13 protein-coding genes are annotated in these 15384 nt (G+C 71.5%); 9 read left to right on the top strand and 4 right to left on the bottom strand.

The genetic code is table 11. The features are described 5' to 3' along the window. Positions 1 to 2 precede the first annotated feature (2 nt). Positions 3 to 149: a hypothetical protein gene (locus ABZT04_RS28310; protein ID WP_356059806.1), complete on the bottom strand. Its 147-nt coding sequence runs from the start codon at positions 147 to 149 to the stop codon at positions 3 to 5. A gap of 188 nt (positions 150 to 337) precedes the next feature. Here ABZT04_RS28310 and ABZT04_RS28305 point away from each other — a divergent pair, with 188 nt between their 5' ends. After that, positions 338 to 1279 (top strand): AraC family transcriptional regulator, encoded by a 942-nt coding sequence (locus ABZT04_RS28305; RefSeq protein ID WP_356059805.1) that lies wholly within the window; start codon positions 338 to 340, stop codon positions 1277 to 1279. Here the strand turns inward: ABZT04_RS28305 and ABZT04_RS28300 are convergent. After that, positions 1255 to 1425, bottom strand: a complete 171-nt coding sequence (locus ABZT04_RS28300) for a hypothetical protein (protein WP_356059804.1) — start codon at positions 1423 to 1425, stop codon at positions 1255 to 1257. The genes ABZT04_RS28305 and ABZT04_RS28300 overlap by 25 nt on opposite strands. A 156-nt stretch (positions 1426 to 1581) precedes the next feature. After that, entirely contained in the window at positions 1582 to 2559 is a 978-nt protein-coding gene (locus tag ABZT04_RS28295; protein ID WP_356059803.1) for a phosphotriesterase-related protein, read from the bottom strand. A 317-nt stretch (positions 2560 to 2876) separates the two neighbouring features. On the opposite strand from ABZT04_RS28295, the gene ABZT04_RS28290 reads away from it, so the two are divergent. Further along, the gene (locus tag ABZT04_RS28290; RefSeq protein WP_356059802.1) at positions 2877 to 3890 is read left to right on the top strand and encodes a glycosyl hydrolase; all 1014 of its coding nucleotides are present in this window, start codon (positions 2877 to 2879) and stop codon (positions 3888 to 3890) included. 70 nt (positions 3891 to 3960) lie between these two features. Here ABZT04_RS28290 and ABZT04_RS28285 read toward each other — a convergent pair whose 3' ends face one another. Next, complete coding sequence (locus tag ABZT04_RS28285; RefSeq protein WP_356059801.1) at positions 3961 to 5073, bottom strand: glycosyl hydrolase 53 family protein; 1113 nt, start codon at positions 5071 to 5073, stop codon at positions 3961 to 3963. Positions 5074 to 5370: 297 nt separating this feature from the next. Here ABZT04_RS28285 and ABZT04_RS28280 point away from each other — a divergent pair, with 297 nt between their 5' ends. From ABZT04_RS28280 to ABZT04_RS28250, 7 genes are all read left to right on the top strand, one after another. Beyond that, on the top strand, positions 5371 to 6306 hold the full coding sequence (locus ABZT04_RS28280; RefSeq protein WP_356059871.1) for an ATP-binding cassette domain-containing protein: 936 nt from the start codon (positions 5371 to 5373) through the stop codon (positions 6304 to 6306). After that, on the top strand, positions 6303 to 7148 hold the full coding sequence (locus ABZT04_RS28275; RefSeq protein WP_356059800.1) for an ABC transporter permease: 846 nt from the start codon (positions 6303 to 6305) through the stop codon (positions 7146 to 7148). The genes ABZT04_RS28280 and ABZT04_RS28275 overlap by 4 nt, the downstream gene beginning before the upstream one ends. Before the next feature lie 78 nt (positions 7149 to 7226). Beyond that, the gene (locus ABZT04_RS28270) at positions 7227 to 8543 is read left to right on the top strand and encodes a sensor histidine kinase (RefSeq protein WP_356059799.1); all 1317 of its coding nucleotides are present in this window, start codon (positions 7227 to 7229) and stop codon (positions 8541 to 8543) included. Further along, positions 8540 to 9229, top strand: a complete 690-nt coding sequence (locus tag ABZT04_RS28265; RefSeq protein WP_356059798.1) for a response regulator transcription factor — start codon at positions 8540 to 8542, stop codon at positions 9227 to 9229. The genes ABZT04_RS28270 and ABZT04_RS28265 overlap by 4 nt, the downstream gene beginning before the upstream one ends. A 153-nt stretch (positions 9230 to 9382) precedes the next feature. Continuing rightward, complete coding sequence (locus tag ABZT04_RS28260; protein WP_356059797.1) at positions 9383 to 10507, top strand: lactonase family protein; 1125 nt, start codon at positions 9383 to 9385, stop codon at positions 10505 to 10507. Between the two features lie 335 nt (positions 10508 to 10842). After that, positions 10843 to 11220: a hypothetical protein gene (locus ABZT04_RS28255; RefSeq protein WP_356059796.1), complete on the top strand. Its 378-nt coding sequence runs from the start codon at positions 10843 to 10845 to the stop codon at positions 11218 to 11220. Positions 11221 to 11457: 237 nt separating this feature from the next. Beyond that, positions 11458 to 15264, top strand: coding sequence for a helix-turn-helix domain-containing protein (locus tag ABZT04_RS28250; protein ID WP_356059795.1), 3807 nt, complete (start codon positions 11458 to 11460; stop codon positions 15262 to 15264). Positions 15265 to 15384 lie beyond the last annotated feature (120 nt).

Below are 15384 nucleotides of genomic sequence, written 5' to 3'. Positions count from 1 at the left end.
GGTCAGCGCGTCGCGCAGGCCGCCCCATGAGGGGCGACGAGGCCGTCCGGTCCGAGACCGGCCACCGCGTCGCGCAGCACGGAAACGGAACAGGACGGGTCGGCCGGCGGAACCACGGGGGCGGCGAAGAGGCGTCGTACGACTGGCATGGGGCGCGGGTCCTATGGGTCGTCGGGCGGAGTCCGGGCGGGCTCGCCGTCGGCGAGTGGGGCCGACGCGGACAAGACGCGGGGGCGGTACGGGAGTTCGATCCGAACGGTGTGAACCGAGTCATATGGGTCGGTTGGCGACATTCTGCCGGTGGATAGGGTGAGGTGTGTCTTCAGGGAGCGAATCGTTGACCCTGTCCTCGGCGAGCGCCTGGGACGAGGTGTTCACGGAGTTGCACGGCAGGAGCCGGATCAGCGTGCCCGACCGGCGCGCCCCCTTCGCCGGGCGCCTGGAGTTCCGGCGGTCGAAGGACTTCGCGCTGGTCCTCTGCTCCGGCGGGGAGGAAGTGGTCAGGCGGGACAGCCGGCACATCCGGTCCGATCCCCGGGGCGCCTACGAACTCCTCGTACCGCTCGCCGGGACGGCCTGGGTGGAGCAGGGCGGGGACGCCGGTGAGATCGGGCCCGGGATGATGGCGTTCTGCGACGTGGACCGCCCGCTGTCGTTCGCGCACGGCGACGATCTCCGGGGGATCTCCTTCATCGTGTCCGGCCATCAGGTCGCCGCCCGCAGCCGGGTCGCCGCCGCGGGGCCGCAGTTGTTCGACGCGGGCTCCGGACTGGGCCGCGTCGTCCGGCAGTTGGCGACCACCCTGCACGAGGAGCGCGCCGGGTTCAGCGGGGCGGCCTTCGACATCGCCTGCGACCGGCTCCTCGACCTGGTGTGCCTGGTCGCGGACGGCGGCGGCGACTCGGCACCCCTCGGGCAGCGGGCGACGGTCGAGGCCGAGGTCCGGCGCTACATCCGCCGCCACGCCGGCGACCCGGACCTGGACGTGGCCGGTGTGGCACGGGCCCTGGGCTGGTCCGCACGCTATATCCAGCAGGTGTTGCAGGCGGCCGGCACCACCTCGCGCGACCTGATCCGCCGCGAGCGGCTGACCCTGGCCCGCACCCGCCTGACGGGCGCGAGCTGGTCCACGTACTCGATCGCGGAGATCGCCCACGCCTGCGGCTTCGGCAGCCACGCCTCCTTCGCCACCGCGTTCCGGGCGGAGTTCGGTATGACTCCGCGTGAGGCCCGGGGTGGTGCCCGCGACGCCGGTCAGACTTCCGCCGGGGTGAAGTAGCGGCGCAGGTTGTCGATGAGCGTGGTGGTGAGTTGTGCGTCGGTGACGCAGGTGTTGCAGAGAGCCGGGAACAGGTGGACGCGGGGACGGGTGTGGTGTGTGGTCTGCTCCCGTATGCCGGGCGGCAGCCATGCCGCCTTCGCCACCCGTTCCGCGCGGAGTTCGGCAGCCCCCCGCGTGAGGCCCGGGGTGGGTGCCCGCGACGCTGGTCATACTTCCGCCGCGGTGAAGTAGCGGCGCAGGTTGTCGATGAGCGTGGTGGTGACCCCGCGTACGGCCCGGGCCGGCGCCCGCCACGCCGGTCAGGCTTCGGCCGGGGTGAAGTAGCGGCGCGGATTGGCGACCAGCATCGTGGTGAGCTGTGCCTCGGTGACGCCGGCGGTGCGCAGCGCCGGGAGTACCTGGTCGTGGAGATGGGTGTGGTGCCAGTTCGGTGCGATCTGCTCCCTTACGCCCGGCGGGAACCAGTCGATGTGGCAGGACGCGTCGTGCGAGAGGACCATCCGCTCCGCGAAGCCCTCGCGCGCGAGGGCCGCGACGGTCGCCACCCGCTGGTCCTCCGGCAGCAGGACGTCGAGGCCGAAGCGGTCCATGCCGACGTACGAGCCGTTGTCGATGAGCTGGTGCAGATAGTCCAGGTCTGCGCTGTCGCCGCTGTGTCCGATGACGACCGCGCCGAGGTCCACGCCCTCGTCGCGCAGCACGTCCTGCGCGACGAGTCCCGTGCGGGCGCCCGCGTTGGTGTGCACCGTGATCGGGGCGCCGGTCCGCAGATGCGCCTGCGCCACCGCGCGCATCACCCGCTCGACGCCCGGGGTGAGTTCGCCCTCGATGGCACACTTCAGGAACGCCGCCCTGATGCCGGTGTCCGCGATGCCCTCGGAGAGTTCGCGGACGAACAGGTCGGTCATGCCCTCGGGGCCGCCGAGCAGGGTGCCCGGGCCGTGGTAGCGGAAGAAGTCGGGGACGTCGGCCAGCGTGTACATGCCGGTCGCGGCAACGATATTGAGGTCGACCCGCTCGTTCACCCGGGCCACGCGCTCGACGTTCCGCCCGAGTCCGATGACGGTGGGGTCGACGAGTGTGGAGACACCGGTCGCGGCGAGGGCCTTCAGCCGCGCCACGGCGTCCTCGACCCGCTCCTCCTCGTCCCAGGTCTCCGGGAGGCTCTGCCGGAGTTCCTCACTGACGACGAAGACATGCTCGTGCATCAGGACGCAACCGAGGTCGCTCACCGCCACGGAGCCACGGACGGTCTGCACCTGCGGGGTCGGGCTCATGCTGATCCTTAGTCACTGATTTCCGGATCGCCCGTCAACAGGACGTCCGGGGTGGGATGTTGAGACACAGGCCGAGCGCCTGCCGGATGTCGGGAGTCGAGCTTCGGCGCGGCGTCCGGGACTGACACAACTCTTCCGAGTCGGCCCGCTCCCGTCTTTCGCCCCGGCGCGCAGTCCTTTCGCCAGAGCGCGTTCCGTGCGTGGCGGGCATGTCGTGAATAGCGTGCTACGTCATCTTCTGCCCTGCGCTGGTACGTTGCTCGGGCGCCGGAGTCGTCCGCCGCCCCACGCACCCCGGGAAGAAGGAGAGCCGTCCAGTGGCCTCGCACGGGACGCGCCGCACCTCGCCGGCCCTGTTCATCCTCGCCCTCGCGCTCGTCCTGCTGGCCGGACCGGCCTGCGTACCCGGCGCCGAGTCACCGCCCCCGCCCGCGAAGTCGGCCCCGGCCCGGCCGTCAGGACCGCCGACGGCGTACGGCGCCTACGTCGGCTACGGCGCCGACGCCGTACGGCGGGTCGCGGAGTTCGGCGCCTGGCTCGGTCGGCCGGAGCCCCGCGTCGGACACGCGTATCTGCCCGGTGACAACTGGAGCGGCATCGAGGGCGGTTCGAGCGACCTGGACCAGTGGACCGAGTGGCGCCGGGCCCGCGAGGACCGTCTGCTGGTCCTCAACGTGCCCATGCTGGACCGCAACGAGGACCACCTCCCCGACTCCGTGGTCCGCGCCGAACTGGCGGACGGCGCGGACGGACGCTACGACGACCACTTCGCCGCGCTCGCCCGGCGACTGGTCCAACAGGGCGCCCAGGACACCGAGATCGTCCTGGGCTGGGAAATGAACGGCACCACCTACAGCCACCGTTGCGCCCCCGCCCCCGCCTCCTGGAAGCGCTACTGGACACGCATCGTCACCACGATGCGCTCCGTGCCCGGACAGCGCTTCCGCTTCGACTTCACCCCGAACCGCGGCCGGGACGCGATCCCCTGGACCGACTGCTACCCCGGCGACCACTATGTCGACGTCATCGGCATGGACGCCTACGACGCCCCCCGAGGCACCCCCTTCACCGAGCAACTCACCGAGCCCTACGGCCTGTTGGCGCAGGCCGCCTTCGCCCGCGACCACCACAAACCCCTCGCCTACCCCGAGTGGGGCCTGTACGAGAACGGCGACAACCCCACCTACATGCGCGGCATGCTCACCTGGATGGCCGGACAGCGCCCGCTCTACCAGACCATCAGCGACTACTGCCCGCACGGCGTGTGGCGCTGCGGCGCCAACCCCAAGTCCTCGGCCGTATACCGTGCCCTGACGGGCCATCAGTCGTAAACACGGGAAACGGCACCGCCACACTCACTGGCGGTGCCGTTCCCCGCGGATGGGTCGTCGAACTACCTTGCTAGGGCGTCCACTTGACGTTCGGGTTCACCTGGCCGGTCCAGTTGAAGATCGCCATGTTGTCCCAACCGTCCCCGCTGCCACTGATGTTGGCGGGGTCCCAGCCGTTGCCCGCGACCGCGTACCAGGTCGGCTCCCAGTAGAAGACGCCGATCGCGCCCGCGCTGCGGGCCGTGTTCTGCACGGCGGTGAACTCCGCGCCCTGGCCCGCCCAGGTGAGCGGATAGCCCGAGCAGCCCGAAGTCACCGAGTTCGCCGTGGAGTCGGCGTCCGACGTGGTGAACGGGTAGGCCGTCTCGGCGATGATGACGTCCTTGCCGTACCGCGACTTCATGTCCGAGACGACACTGCCCATGTTGGCCAGCGTGCCGTGCCACATGCAGTAGTACGACAGCCCGGTGATGTCCCAGTTGACGCCCTGCGCCTTGATGCCGTCGTAGAACCAGCGGGCGTTGGAGTCGCTGTCCGCGTCGGCGGTGTGGATGATCACCTGGGTGGAACTGTTGCACGCCTTGGTCGCGTTGTAGCCCGACTTCAGCAGCAGGGCGAGGTTGGTGAAGCTGTTGTTGACGACCTTGCCGTCGTCCCACAGCATGCCGACGTTGATCTCGTTGCCGATCTGCACACTGTCCGGGGTGGTGCCCTGGGACTTGAGGCTGTTGCAGACGTCGTAGGTGTAGTTGTAGACGTCGGTCTGCAGCGCGCTGATGCCGTGGCTGGACCAGGCGGCGGGCTTGTACTGCTTGCCCGGGTCGGCCCAGGTGTCCGAGTAGTGGAAGTCGACCAGCAGCTTCAGGCCCTTGGCCTTGACCTGCTTCGCGTACGCCAGCACCTTCGCCTTGTTGTTGTAGCCGCTGGCGGGGTTGTTCCAGATCCGCAGGCGGACGTAGTTGACGCCGGCGGCCTTGAGGATGTCCAGCGGGTCCTTGGCGGTCCCGCTGGAGTCGTAGTACTTGGCACCGAGGTCGATCGCGCGCTGTGCGGACGAGACATCGGCGCCGAGCATGGTGAGCGAGTTGGCGGCGGCGGCGTTCGTGGGGGTGAGTGTCGCCGCCGGCAGGGCGACTGCGGCCAGCAGCAAGGCGGCCTTCACTATGCGGCCCGGGAATTTCACGGGAAACCCGACCTCCTTGGGTCGACTGACATGCGCATGCGGGTGGTTCTGAGAACGTTCACAGTAGGAGAGGTGACAGGCGCTGTAAATATGTGTGTCAGTTGTATTTCGTGCAGTTGGGCGGTGGTGGTGCTCGCCATGTCGGGATGGGAACGTACACACTCACCCGCACAGGGTGGTACCGCGGTACTACGCCGCTTCCCGCAACAGCCCCTCGGTACGACGGGTTCGCACCCCCTGAGCTCGTAGCGTTGATCGTGTCCAGTGGGGGCCGTGGCACGTGAGCGAGGGAAGACCATGATCGAGGCGCAGCAACTGACGAAGCGGTACGGGGAGAAGACGGCGGTCGACCGGCTCGACTTCGTCGTCAAACCCGGCACCGTCACCGGCTTCCTGGGCCCGAACGGCGCCGGGAAGTCCACCACGATGCGCATGATCGTCGGCCTGGACGCGCCCACCGGCGGCACCGTCACGGTCAACGGCAAGCCCTACGCCGAGCACACCGCACCGCTCCAGGAGGTCGGCGCGCTCCTGGAGGCCAAGTCGATCCACCCGGGCCGCTCGGCGTTCGACCACCTGATGGCGCAGGCCTACACGCACGGCATCCCGCGCCGCAGGGTCGACGAGGTGATCGAGCTGACGGGCCTGCAGTCCGTGGCGAAGAAGCGGGCGGGAGCCTTCTCCCTCGGCATGGGACAGCGGCTCGGCATCGCCGCCGCGCTGCTCGGCGACCCGGCGACCGTGATGCTCGACGAACCGGTCAACGGCCTCGACCCCGAAGGTGTGTTGTGGATCCGCAACCTGCTGACCGGGCTCGCGGCGGACGGCCGTACCGTCTTCGTCTCCTCGCACCTGATGAGCGAGATGGCGCTGGTCGCCGACCATCTGATCGTCGTCGGACGGGGGCGGCTGCTGGCCGACACCACCGTGCGGGACCTGGTCCGGAACGCGGGCGGCGACACCGTCACCGTGGCCTCCGAGCAGCCCGCCCGACTGCGTGAGGTCCTCGCCGGTCCCGGTGTCGAGATCACCGGCGAGGTCGGCTCCGAGGAACTGCACGTCACCGGGCTGACCGCGCGGGAGATCGGCCGCAGGGCCGCCGAACACGGCATCCCGCTGTTCGAACTCAGCGCACGGTCCGTCTCCCTGGAGCAGGCGTTCATGGACCTGACCCGGGACGCCGTCGAGTACCACGGCTCCACCACCGTCGAGACCCCCGGGAGGGCCGCGTGAGCACCGCCGTCGCGACCGAGAGCGCCGCACCCGCACCCGTCCAGCAGTCCCGTCCGCCGTACAAGGTCACCGGGCGCCGGGTGCTGCGCTCCGAGTGGGCCAAGCTGTGGTCCCTGCGCTCGACCTGGATCACCCTGGGCCTCGGCCTGCTGTTCCTGATCGCGTTCGGCCTGATCGCCGCCGCGCACTACAAGTCCTCCTACGGCTCCGGGCATTTGCGGCCCGACGACGCCAACGCCACCGCGCTCGACCTCTCCCTGTTCGGTACGAACTTCGCGCAGCTCGCCCTCGGGGTGCTGGGCGTCCTGGTCACCGCCGGCGAGTACTCGACCGGCATGATCCGCTCCACGCTGGCCGCCGTACCGCGCCGCCTGCCGGTGCTGTGGTCCAAGGCCGCCGTGTTCGGCGTGGTCGCGCTCGGTGTCTCCCTCGTCGGGGTGTTCGTCGCGTTCCCGATCGTGAGCGGCATCGTCTCCGGCACCCCCGCGGCCCTCACGTTCTCCCACTCCGGAGTCGTACGCAGTCTGCTCGGCGCCGGTCTCTACCTCGGCCTGGTCGGAGTGATCGGCACCGCGCTGGGCGCGCTGCTGCGTTCGGTCGCCGGCGGCATCTCCGTCCTGGTCGCCACGCTGATGCTGGTGCCCGGACTGATCTCGCTGCTGCCCAGCTCCTGGCAGGACAACATCAGCCCGTACCTGCCGAGCAACGCGGGCCAGGCCATGTTCGCGCTGACCCACGACGCGACGACCCTCTCGCCCGGCGCCGGGCTGCTGGTCTTCCTCGGCTGGACGGCGCTCGCGCTGGCCGGTGCCGCCTACCGGCTGGTGCGGACCGACGCCTGAGGCGCGACGCGGCATCCGGCCTGGTCATCGGTCGGATGCCGCGTCCGTGTGGGGCCCCACAATGGACAGGTGACACCGATGAGCCTCGACGACCCCGTCCACGCGCCGTTCGCGGAGGCCGACCTTCCGGGGAGTCACCCCCTGGTCGGCGGCCTGTCCCGGCTCGGGCGACGGATCAAGCAGGGCGACCGGAAGCGTCCGTGGGTGCTGGACACGGCCCTGATCGTCGTGGTCGCGCTGATGTTCTGCCTGCCGGATCTGGTGGACGACGACGACGGCCGGCGGCGCGGCTTCGACAACAGCTTCATACATCTGCCCTGGCCGGCGACGCTCGCCCTCCAGGCCGGCCTGGTGCTGCCGCTGCTGTGGCGGCGCCGCAGGCCGACCCTGGCCTTCGCGCTGATCGCCGCGGTGTTCTTCGTCCAGGCGGGACTGGGGGTGTGGCTGCGCGCCGACGTCGCGCTGCTCATCTCCCTCTACAGCCTCGTCCTGCACGGGCAACTGCGGCGGCTGCCCGCCGCCTGCGCCGTCACCCTCGCCGCGCTGGGACTGTTCGCCCTCCGGCTGCCGTCCCAAGTGCCGGTCCTGGACGCCCTGTTCGTCCTGTTCAGCACGATCACCGCGGCCGTGGCGCTCGGCTTCGTCGTCCGCATCCGGCGCGCCCAGCTCGCCGTGCTGCGTGACCGCGCGGCCCGCCTGGAGATCGAACGCGACCAGCGCAGCAGGCTCGCCGCCGCCGCCGAACGCACCCGGGTGGCCCGGGAGATGCACGACATCATCGGCCACAACCTCTCCGTCATCATCACCCTCGCCGACGGCGGCGCCTACGCCACCGACCTCGCCCCCGAGCGCGGCAAGCAGGCCCTGCTCCTCATCGGCGACACCGGCCGCCAGGCGCTCGGTGAACTGCGCCGCATGCTGGGCGTGCTGCGCGTCCAGACGCCCACACCCGACGCCCCCGAACTCAGCCCGCAGCCCGGGGTCGCCGACCTCGACGCGCTGTGCGCCCGGATCCGCGCCGCCGGCCCGCAGGTCGTCTACCGCACCGGCGGCGAACCGGCCGCCCTGGACCGAGGGGTCCAACTGACCGTGTACCGCATCGTGCAGGAGGCCCTCACCAACGCCCTCAAGCACGCGGGCCACGACACCCGCGTGGAGTTGGCGGTGACGGTCGAGGACGCGCGGGTGTCCATCGACTGCCACGACACCGGCCCGGGCGAGGCCGGCACCGGACCCGCACCGAGCCACGACGAAGGACACGGACTCGCCGGCATGAGAGAACGCGCGGCCCTCTACCACGGCACCGTCACCGCGGGCCCCGCTCCGGGCGGCGGCTGGACGGTACGGACCACCCTCGACCTCACCCCGCCCGACGCGATCGGGGGAGCGGCATGACGACCGTGCTCATCGTGGACGACCAGCCCCTGCAACGCCTCGGATTCCGCATGCTGTTGGAGGCCACCCCCGACACCGAGGTGGTTGGCGAGGCCGCGCACGGCGGCGAGGCGGTGCGGATGGCCGCCGAGCTGCGCCCCGACGTGATCCTGATGGACGTACGGATGCCCGGCATGGACGGCATCGAGGCCACCCGCCGGGTCGTCGCGGCCGGCGACCGCTCCCGCGTCCTCATCCTCACCACCTTCGACCTCGACGAGTACGCCCACGAGGCACTGCGCGCGGGAGCCAGCGGCTTCCTCCTCAAGGACGCCCACCCCGAGGAACTCCTCGCCGGTATCCGCGCGGTGGCCTCCGGCGACGCCGTGATCGCCCCCGCACTGACCCGCCGCCTGCTGGACGCCTACGCCCAGCACCTGCCGAGAAGCTCACCGGAGGGACCCGTGACGCCCGCGACGGACGACCCCCGCATCCGCTCCCTCACCGAACGCGAGCGCGAGATCCTCGTCGCCATCGGCAGGGGCTGGACCAACGGCGAGATCGCCGAGCGCCTGTTCCTGTCCGAGTCCACGGTCAAGACCCACGTCGGCCGCGTCCTGGCGAAGGTCGGCGCCCGCGACCGCATCCAGGCCGTCATCCTCGCCTACGACCTCGGCCTCGCCCGCCCCAACGCCCCTGACCAGTAGGCCGACCGGCTGCCCCGATCCTGAAACCTAAGCTTGCGCCGGTCGCACGCACAGCTTCGTGCGCGCTGTGGACGGTGCGGCGATCGGGGACGACTGTTGCTTTCCATGGTCGAGATCAAAAGGGCTGTGTCCCGCAGAACGATGTTGGGTGCCATGGCGGTGTCCGCGACCGCGGTCGCCGTGGGAGCGCCGTCAGCCGAGGCCGCGCCGCAGGCGAGAGGCAATCTTCTCTATGTCGGCAGTTGGAACGGCGGGCAGGTCTACGGGGTCCGGTTCGACCCCGCGCAGGGGCTCCTGACGTCCATCGGACCGGTGGCGCAGGTGAGTTCGGGCTGGGTGACGGCGCATCCGGACCGTCCGGTGCTCTACGTCGGCAGCCAGCTCGACGGCGGAATCGTCACCGTGTTCGCCATAGACCGCACCACCGGCGCGCTGACACAGACCGGTCAGGTGAACACGGACGGCGGCGGCACGGCCGGCGGTGGTCTGTCCCACCTCGGCGTGGACCGGCCCTCGGACACCCTGCTCGTCGCCAACTTCGAGGCAGGCCAGGCCACTTCCCTCCCGATTCACCGGGACGGCTCCCTCGGCGCACCGGTGTCGGTCGTCACGGACACCGGATCGGGGCCCAGCCCACGGCAGTTGGGCCCGCACCCGCACCATGTCGTCGTGGCCCCCGGCCGCCGCCACGCCCTGGTCGCCGACTTCGGCGCCGACCGGGTCTTCGTCTACGGCTTCGACGGTACGACGGGTGCGCTGTCCGCGGGCGAGGACGGCCCCGGCGCCTATGCCACCGACGCCGGTGCGGGGCCGCGACGGCTCGTCTTCCATCCCGACGGACGCAAGGCGTATCTCCTCACCGAACTGACGGCCGAACTCCAACTCCTCGACTGGGACGGCAGATCCGGGAAGCTGACACTCCGTCAAAGTCTCGCCGTCGACTCACCCGACTTCACCGGCACCAAGAGCGGCGCCGAACTGGCCATCAGCCGCGACGGCCGCTTCGTCTACGCCTCCAGCCGAGGCGAGAACACCCTCGTCGTCCACGAGGTCGAGCGCGGGACCGGGCGGCTCTCCCTCCTCCAGCGCATCCCCAGCGGGGGACTGAAACCCTGGAGCTTCACCGTGCACCCCAGTGGCCGCTGGATGTTCGTCGCCAACGAGGCGAGCAGCACCCTCGACCTCTTCGCCATCGACCCCCACTCCGGCCTGCTCACCGCCACCGGAACCTCCCTGCCCCTGCCGAACCCCGATTCCGTCACTGTCTGCGCACACTGAGGTCCCGCCGCGCGCGATTGAACATCGATCCCGCGCGGCAAGGGACGGGGCTGATCCGGCGCCGCACCGGGGGCGAGGCTGCCCCGCCACCACGGCCCGCCGGCCGTCCCCGATGTCATAGGTGGCGAGAGCGTGGCGATGGCCTCGGCCCACGACGGCCGACGCGGCCGCGTTGACCGCCCCCGCGTAACACCGCAGGTCACACACGGTTTCCCGGGCCCCGCCCGGACGGGCAACAGGAAACCCGTCGACCCCGGCCATCCGCCGGGACAGGCTGATCCCCGTCAGCACGAAGCACGGCCTGCGACCACGCAGGAGACCCACTAGGGGGAAACATGCGCAAGATGTTGAGTGCCGCCGCGGCGATCGTGACCGCGGCCACCGCGGTGGTGGCGATGACCGGCGCCGCCCAGGCCGCGCCGGCGGGCAACAGCACGGTGTACGGATGCGCGTCCGGGAACGTGTGCATCTGGGCCGAGGGCGTCAACCCGGTCGACAACCCGCACCCGACCAACCAGTACGCCAGCTACGGCGCCCACAACCTGAGCAACCAGTTCGGGTACCACTGGGTCCTCAACAACCAGTACGGCGGGGCCGGCGCGGACCTGTGCAAAAACTACGGCGGCACCAACTGCGTCGAGCACCTCGCGCAGGACCAGTGGACCTACACGAACCTCACCCCCATCAACTCCATCAAGCTCAACCGGCCGTAACGGATCCTCCGCCACGGGCAGACCACGGGGGAGCCGCCGCCGGGACCGGTCCACGCCGGTCCCGGCGGTCCCGTTTTCGCCACTCGGGTGAAAGTCTTGGCTCCCTGTCCGACCCCCGCAGTAACCTGGGCATCCGCCGTCTCACGATCCGGACAGGCCAGTGCCAGGGGGGACGCCTTGGGGGACCAGGCACAAGAACACGCGGGCGCGGACCGGACCGACCATCCGGAAAGCCCCGTGCAGACCACACCGTCCTTTCCCGCGCAGCTTCGACGGCTGCGCCGGGAACGCGGACTGTCGCTCGCCGACCTCGCACGTCGGACGCACTACAGCAAGGGCTATCTCAGCAAGATCGAGACCGGCGTCAAGCGCGCGACCGTCGACGTAGCCCGTCAGTGCGACCACATTCTGCGCGCCGAGGGCGAGTTGCTCCGGCTGGTGCGGGAGGCCGCCCCGGCGGAGCGCGGCGGCGGACCGTCCGCCGACACCGGGGCACCCGCCTGTCCGTATCGCGGACTGGCGGCGTTCACCCCGGCCGACGCGGGCTGGTTCTTCGGCCGGGAGCGGGCCACGGCCGCCCTCGTCGAGCGGGTGTTCCAACGCGTCGGCGGCGGACCGCTGTTGCTGGTCGCCCCGTCGGGCGCGGGCAAGTCCTCGCTGCTGAACGCCGGACTCGTACCGGCACTCGGGCGCCCCGGCGGCTTCCCGATGCCGGGCGCCGACCGCTGGCCGGTCGTCGCGCTCACCCCCACCGCCCATCCGCTGGAGGAACTCCTCGAACGGACGGCGAAGGTCCTCGGCAGCGATCTCGACCTGACCGCACGGCAGTTGGCCGACCGTCCCGAGGCCCTGCTGGAGGCGGTCCGCGCCCGCTCGGACGACGCCCCGCCCGGCCCCGACGGCCGCCGCCCGCTCCCGGTCCGCCCGGTGCTGCTCGTCGACCAGTTCGAGGAACTCTTCACCCTCTGCTCCGACGACAACGAGAGACGCACCTTCGTACGGGTCCTGCGCGCGCTGTCCACCGCACCGGAAGCCGCCGCTGTCGTCGTGCTCGGAGTCCGCGCCGACTTCTCCGGACGCTGCCTCGAACTCCCGGAACTCGCCCCGGTGTTCACCGACGGCCTGTTCGTCCTGCTCCCCATGTCCGTGGCGGAGCTGCGCGAATCCATCACCCGCCCCGCCGAACTCGCCGCCGTCACCCTCGAACCCGGCCTGGTGCCCCTGCTGTTGCGCGACGCAGGCCTGCGCGACGAACCCGGCACCGCGCTCCACACCACCGCCCCGGACGCCACCCCCTCCGGTGCGCTGCCCCTCGTCTCCTACGCCCTCCTCGCCACCTGGCAGCAGCGTGAGGACACCACCCTCACCGTTGCCGGATACGAGCGCACCGGCGGCATCCAGGGCGCCGTCGCCCGCACCGCCGAGACCGTGTTCGCCCAGCTCTACCCGGCCGAGCAGAAGACCATTCGGCGCGTCCTGTCCCGGCTCGTCCAGGTGTCGGACGACGGGACCGTCGCGACCCGGCGCCGGGCCGGCCGCGGCGCCCTCATGGAGCAACTCGCCGACGCGGACGCCGCGTCTGCCGCTCTCGACGTGTTCGTGCGGGCGCGCCTGATCACCGTGGACCGCGACACCGTCGAGATCACCCACGAGGCCCTGCTGCACGCCTGGCCCCGGCTGCGCGACTGGATCCACGCCGACCGCGCCGGACTCCTCATCCATCAGCAACTCGCCCACGCCGCCGCCGAATGGGAGCGCGAGCACCACGACCCGTCCGCCCTCTACCGCGGCACCCGCCTCGACACCGTCCGCAGTTGGGTCGACGAACTCGACGGCCGCAGCCGCCTCAGCCCCCGCGAAGTGGCCTTCCTGCACGCCAGTCAGGCCGAGGAGGACATCCGCCGACACCTGGCGAAGCGTCAGATCCGGTTCAGGCAGGCCCTGTTCGCCGCCCTCGCCGTCCTCCTCGGCCTCGCCGTGACCGCCGGCGGGCTCGCCTACCAGCAGCGCGCGAGCGCCCTCGACCAGGAACGCGTCGCCCGCTCCCAGGCCCTCGCCGTGCAGTCCACCTCGCTGGCCGGCGGCCGGCCCGAGGCGTCGATGCTGCTCGCCGAGGCGGCCTACCGCGCCGACCACACCCCCGAGGCCCGAGGTGCCCTGCTGAGCACCCAGTCCCAGGCCTTCTCCGCCCGCCTCGTCGGCGACCGTGGGCCGGTCAACGCGGTCGCCTTCGCACCCGACGGCGAGCTGCTGGCCACGGCCGGTTCCTACGGCACCGTACAACTGCGCCGCACCGCCGGCCGCCGTACGACCGCCACGCTCCCCGTTCCCGGACGGGTCCGGTCGGTCGCCTTCGGCCCCCGCGGCACCACGGTCGCGGCCACCTCCACCGACGGGCCGGTACGGATCTGGGGCACCGCCGACCACCGGGTGCGTACCTTGCTGCCCGCGAGCACCAAGGGTGCCCGCGCGCTCGCCTTCGACCCCCGAGGCGGCGGCATCGCGGTCGCCGCCGCCGACGGAACGGTCCAACTGTGGGACCTCGGCGGCGCCCACCCGTCCGAGTCCCGGCTCGTCGGACACACCGGCCGGGTCAACGCGCTGGCCTACGCCCCCGACGGACGGACCCTCGTCTCGGGCGGCTCCGACCGGACTGTACGCCTGTGGGACACCGACCGGGCCCGCCCCCTCACCGTCCTGCGGGGGCACACCGACGAAGTGCTCGGTGTGGCGTTCGCGCCGGACGGGCGGAGCGTGGCCTCCGGCGGTGTCGACCGGACCGTACGCCTGTGGGACGTGGCCTCGGACCGGTCCACGGCGACCCTGACCGGACACAGCGACGACGTCAACGCGGTCGCCTACACACCGGACGGCAGCACGGTCGTCAGCGGGGGCGGCGACGGTACGACCCGCCTGTGGGACGTGCGCACCGGACGGCCGGCCGCGGTCCTCGCCGGGCACACCGACTATGTGATGTCGGTGGCCGTGAACTCCACCGGGACGACCCTGGCCACCGGCGGGTTCGACCAGTCGGTGGTGCTGTGGGACCTGCGTGGACCGGTCCTGACGGCCCGCCCGTTCACCGAGGTCTCGCAGGCCGCCTACAGCCCGGACGGAAAACTCCTCGCGACCGCCGACGCGGACCACACCGTACGCCTGTGGGACGCGGTCCGGCGCAGGGTCGTGACCACGTTCACCGGCCACCGCGAGAGCGTGTTCTCGGTGGCGTTCGACCCGGACGGCCGCACCCTCGCCTCCTCGGGCTCGGACGGCACCGTCCGGCTCTGGGACGTCCGCTCGCACCGCCCCCTCGCGACTCTCACCGGCCACACCGGGGACGTGTTCTCGGTCGCCTTCGACCCGGACGGCCGCACCCTGGCCTCGGCGGGCGCCGACCGCACGGTCCGCCTCTGGGACCTGCCGACCCATCGCCAACTCGCCGTCTTGAAAGGCCACTTGGACTACGCCAACGATGTCACGTTCAGCCCCGACGGCCGCACCCTGGCCAGTGCGGGCGACGACCTGACCGTCCGCCTGTGGGACATCGCGACCCACCGCCCGCTCGCCACCCTCACCGGACACACCGGCGCCGTCCGGGGCGTGGCCTTCAGCCCCGACGGGAACACCCTCGCCAGCAGCGGCAACGACGGCACCGTCCGCCTGTGGGACGTCCGCGACCGCCGCCCCGAGGCTTCCCTCACCGGCCACACCGGATCCGTGCGCGGCATCGCCTTCTCCCCGGACGGCCGGTTCCTGGCGAGCAGCGGCAGCGACCGTACGGTACGGCTCTGGGACGTGCCCGGACGGCGGCCGTGGGCCACCCTCACCGGGCACACGAACGCGGTGTGGGGCGTCGCGTTCGCCCCGGACGGCCGGACCGTCGCCAGCAGCAGCAACGACGGGACCGTACGACTGTGGAACCTGGACCTCGGCGCCCGGCTCACCCGGATCTGCCGACTGCGCAGGGCGATCGGGCCGCAGGAGCGCAGGACGCTGCTGCCCGCACTGCCGGTGCCCCTCACCCCCGGATGTGCGCGTCCATGACCACGGGCGGCCAAGTGCCCCTGGTGGGAGGGGGTTTCCCCAGGGTTTCCCGTTGCCCTTCCGGGTGGGGTGACGCAGGGTCCTCGACCGGCCGGGGCCCGCTCGGCAGGCTGATGCACG

This window comes from Streptomyces sp. NPDC005492 (genome assembly GCF_040605995.1).
GTDB lineage: Bacteria > Actinomycetota > Actinomycetes > Streptomycetales > Streptomycetaceae > Streptomyces.
The sequence above is the reverse complement of the archived record's forward strand: the minus strand, read 5'-3'. Positions and strand labels throughout refer to the sequence as shown.

Bases quoted from the DNA above. Each gene is read 5' to 3' on its own strand.
- ABZT04_RS28270 (WP_356059799.1), top strand. From the start codon at position 7,227: ATGAGCCTCGACGACCCCGTCCACGCGCCGTTCGCGGAGGCCGACCTT.
- ABZT04_RS28310 (WP_356059806.1), bottom strand. From the start codon at position 149: ATGCCAGTCGTACGACGCCTCTTCGCCGCCCCCGTGGTTCCGCCGGCC.
- ABZT04_RS28260 (WP_356059797.1), top strand. From the start codon at position 9,383: ATGGCGGTGTCCGCGACCGCGGTCGCCGTGGGAGCGCCGTCAGCCGAG.
- ABZT04_RS28265 (WP_356059798.1), top strand. From the start codon at position 8,540: ATGACGACCGTGCTCATCGTGGACGACCAGCCCCTGCAACGCCTCGGA.
- ABZT04_RS28255 (WP_356059796.1), top strand. From the start codon at position 10,843: ATGCGCAAGATGTTGAGTGCCGCCGCGGCGATCGTGACCGCGGCCACC.
- ABZT04_RS28280 (WP_356059871.1), top strand. From the start codon at position 5,371: ATGATCGAGGCGCAGCAACTGACGAAGCGGTACGGGGAGAAGACGGCG.
- ABZT04_RS28295 (WP_356059803.1), bottom strand. From the start codon at position 2,559: ATGAGCCCGACCCCGCAGGTGCAGACCGTCCGTGGCTCCGTGGCGGTG.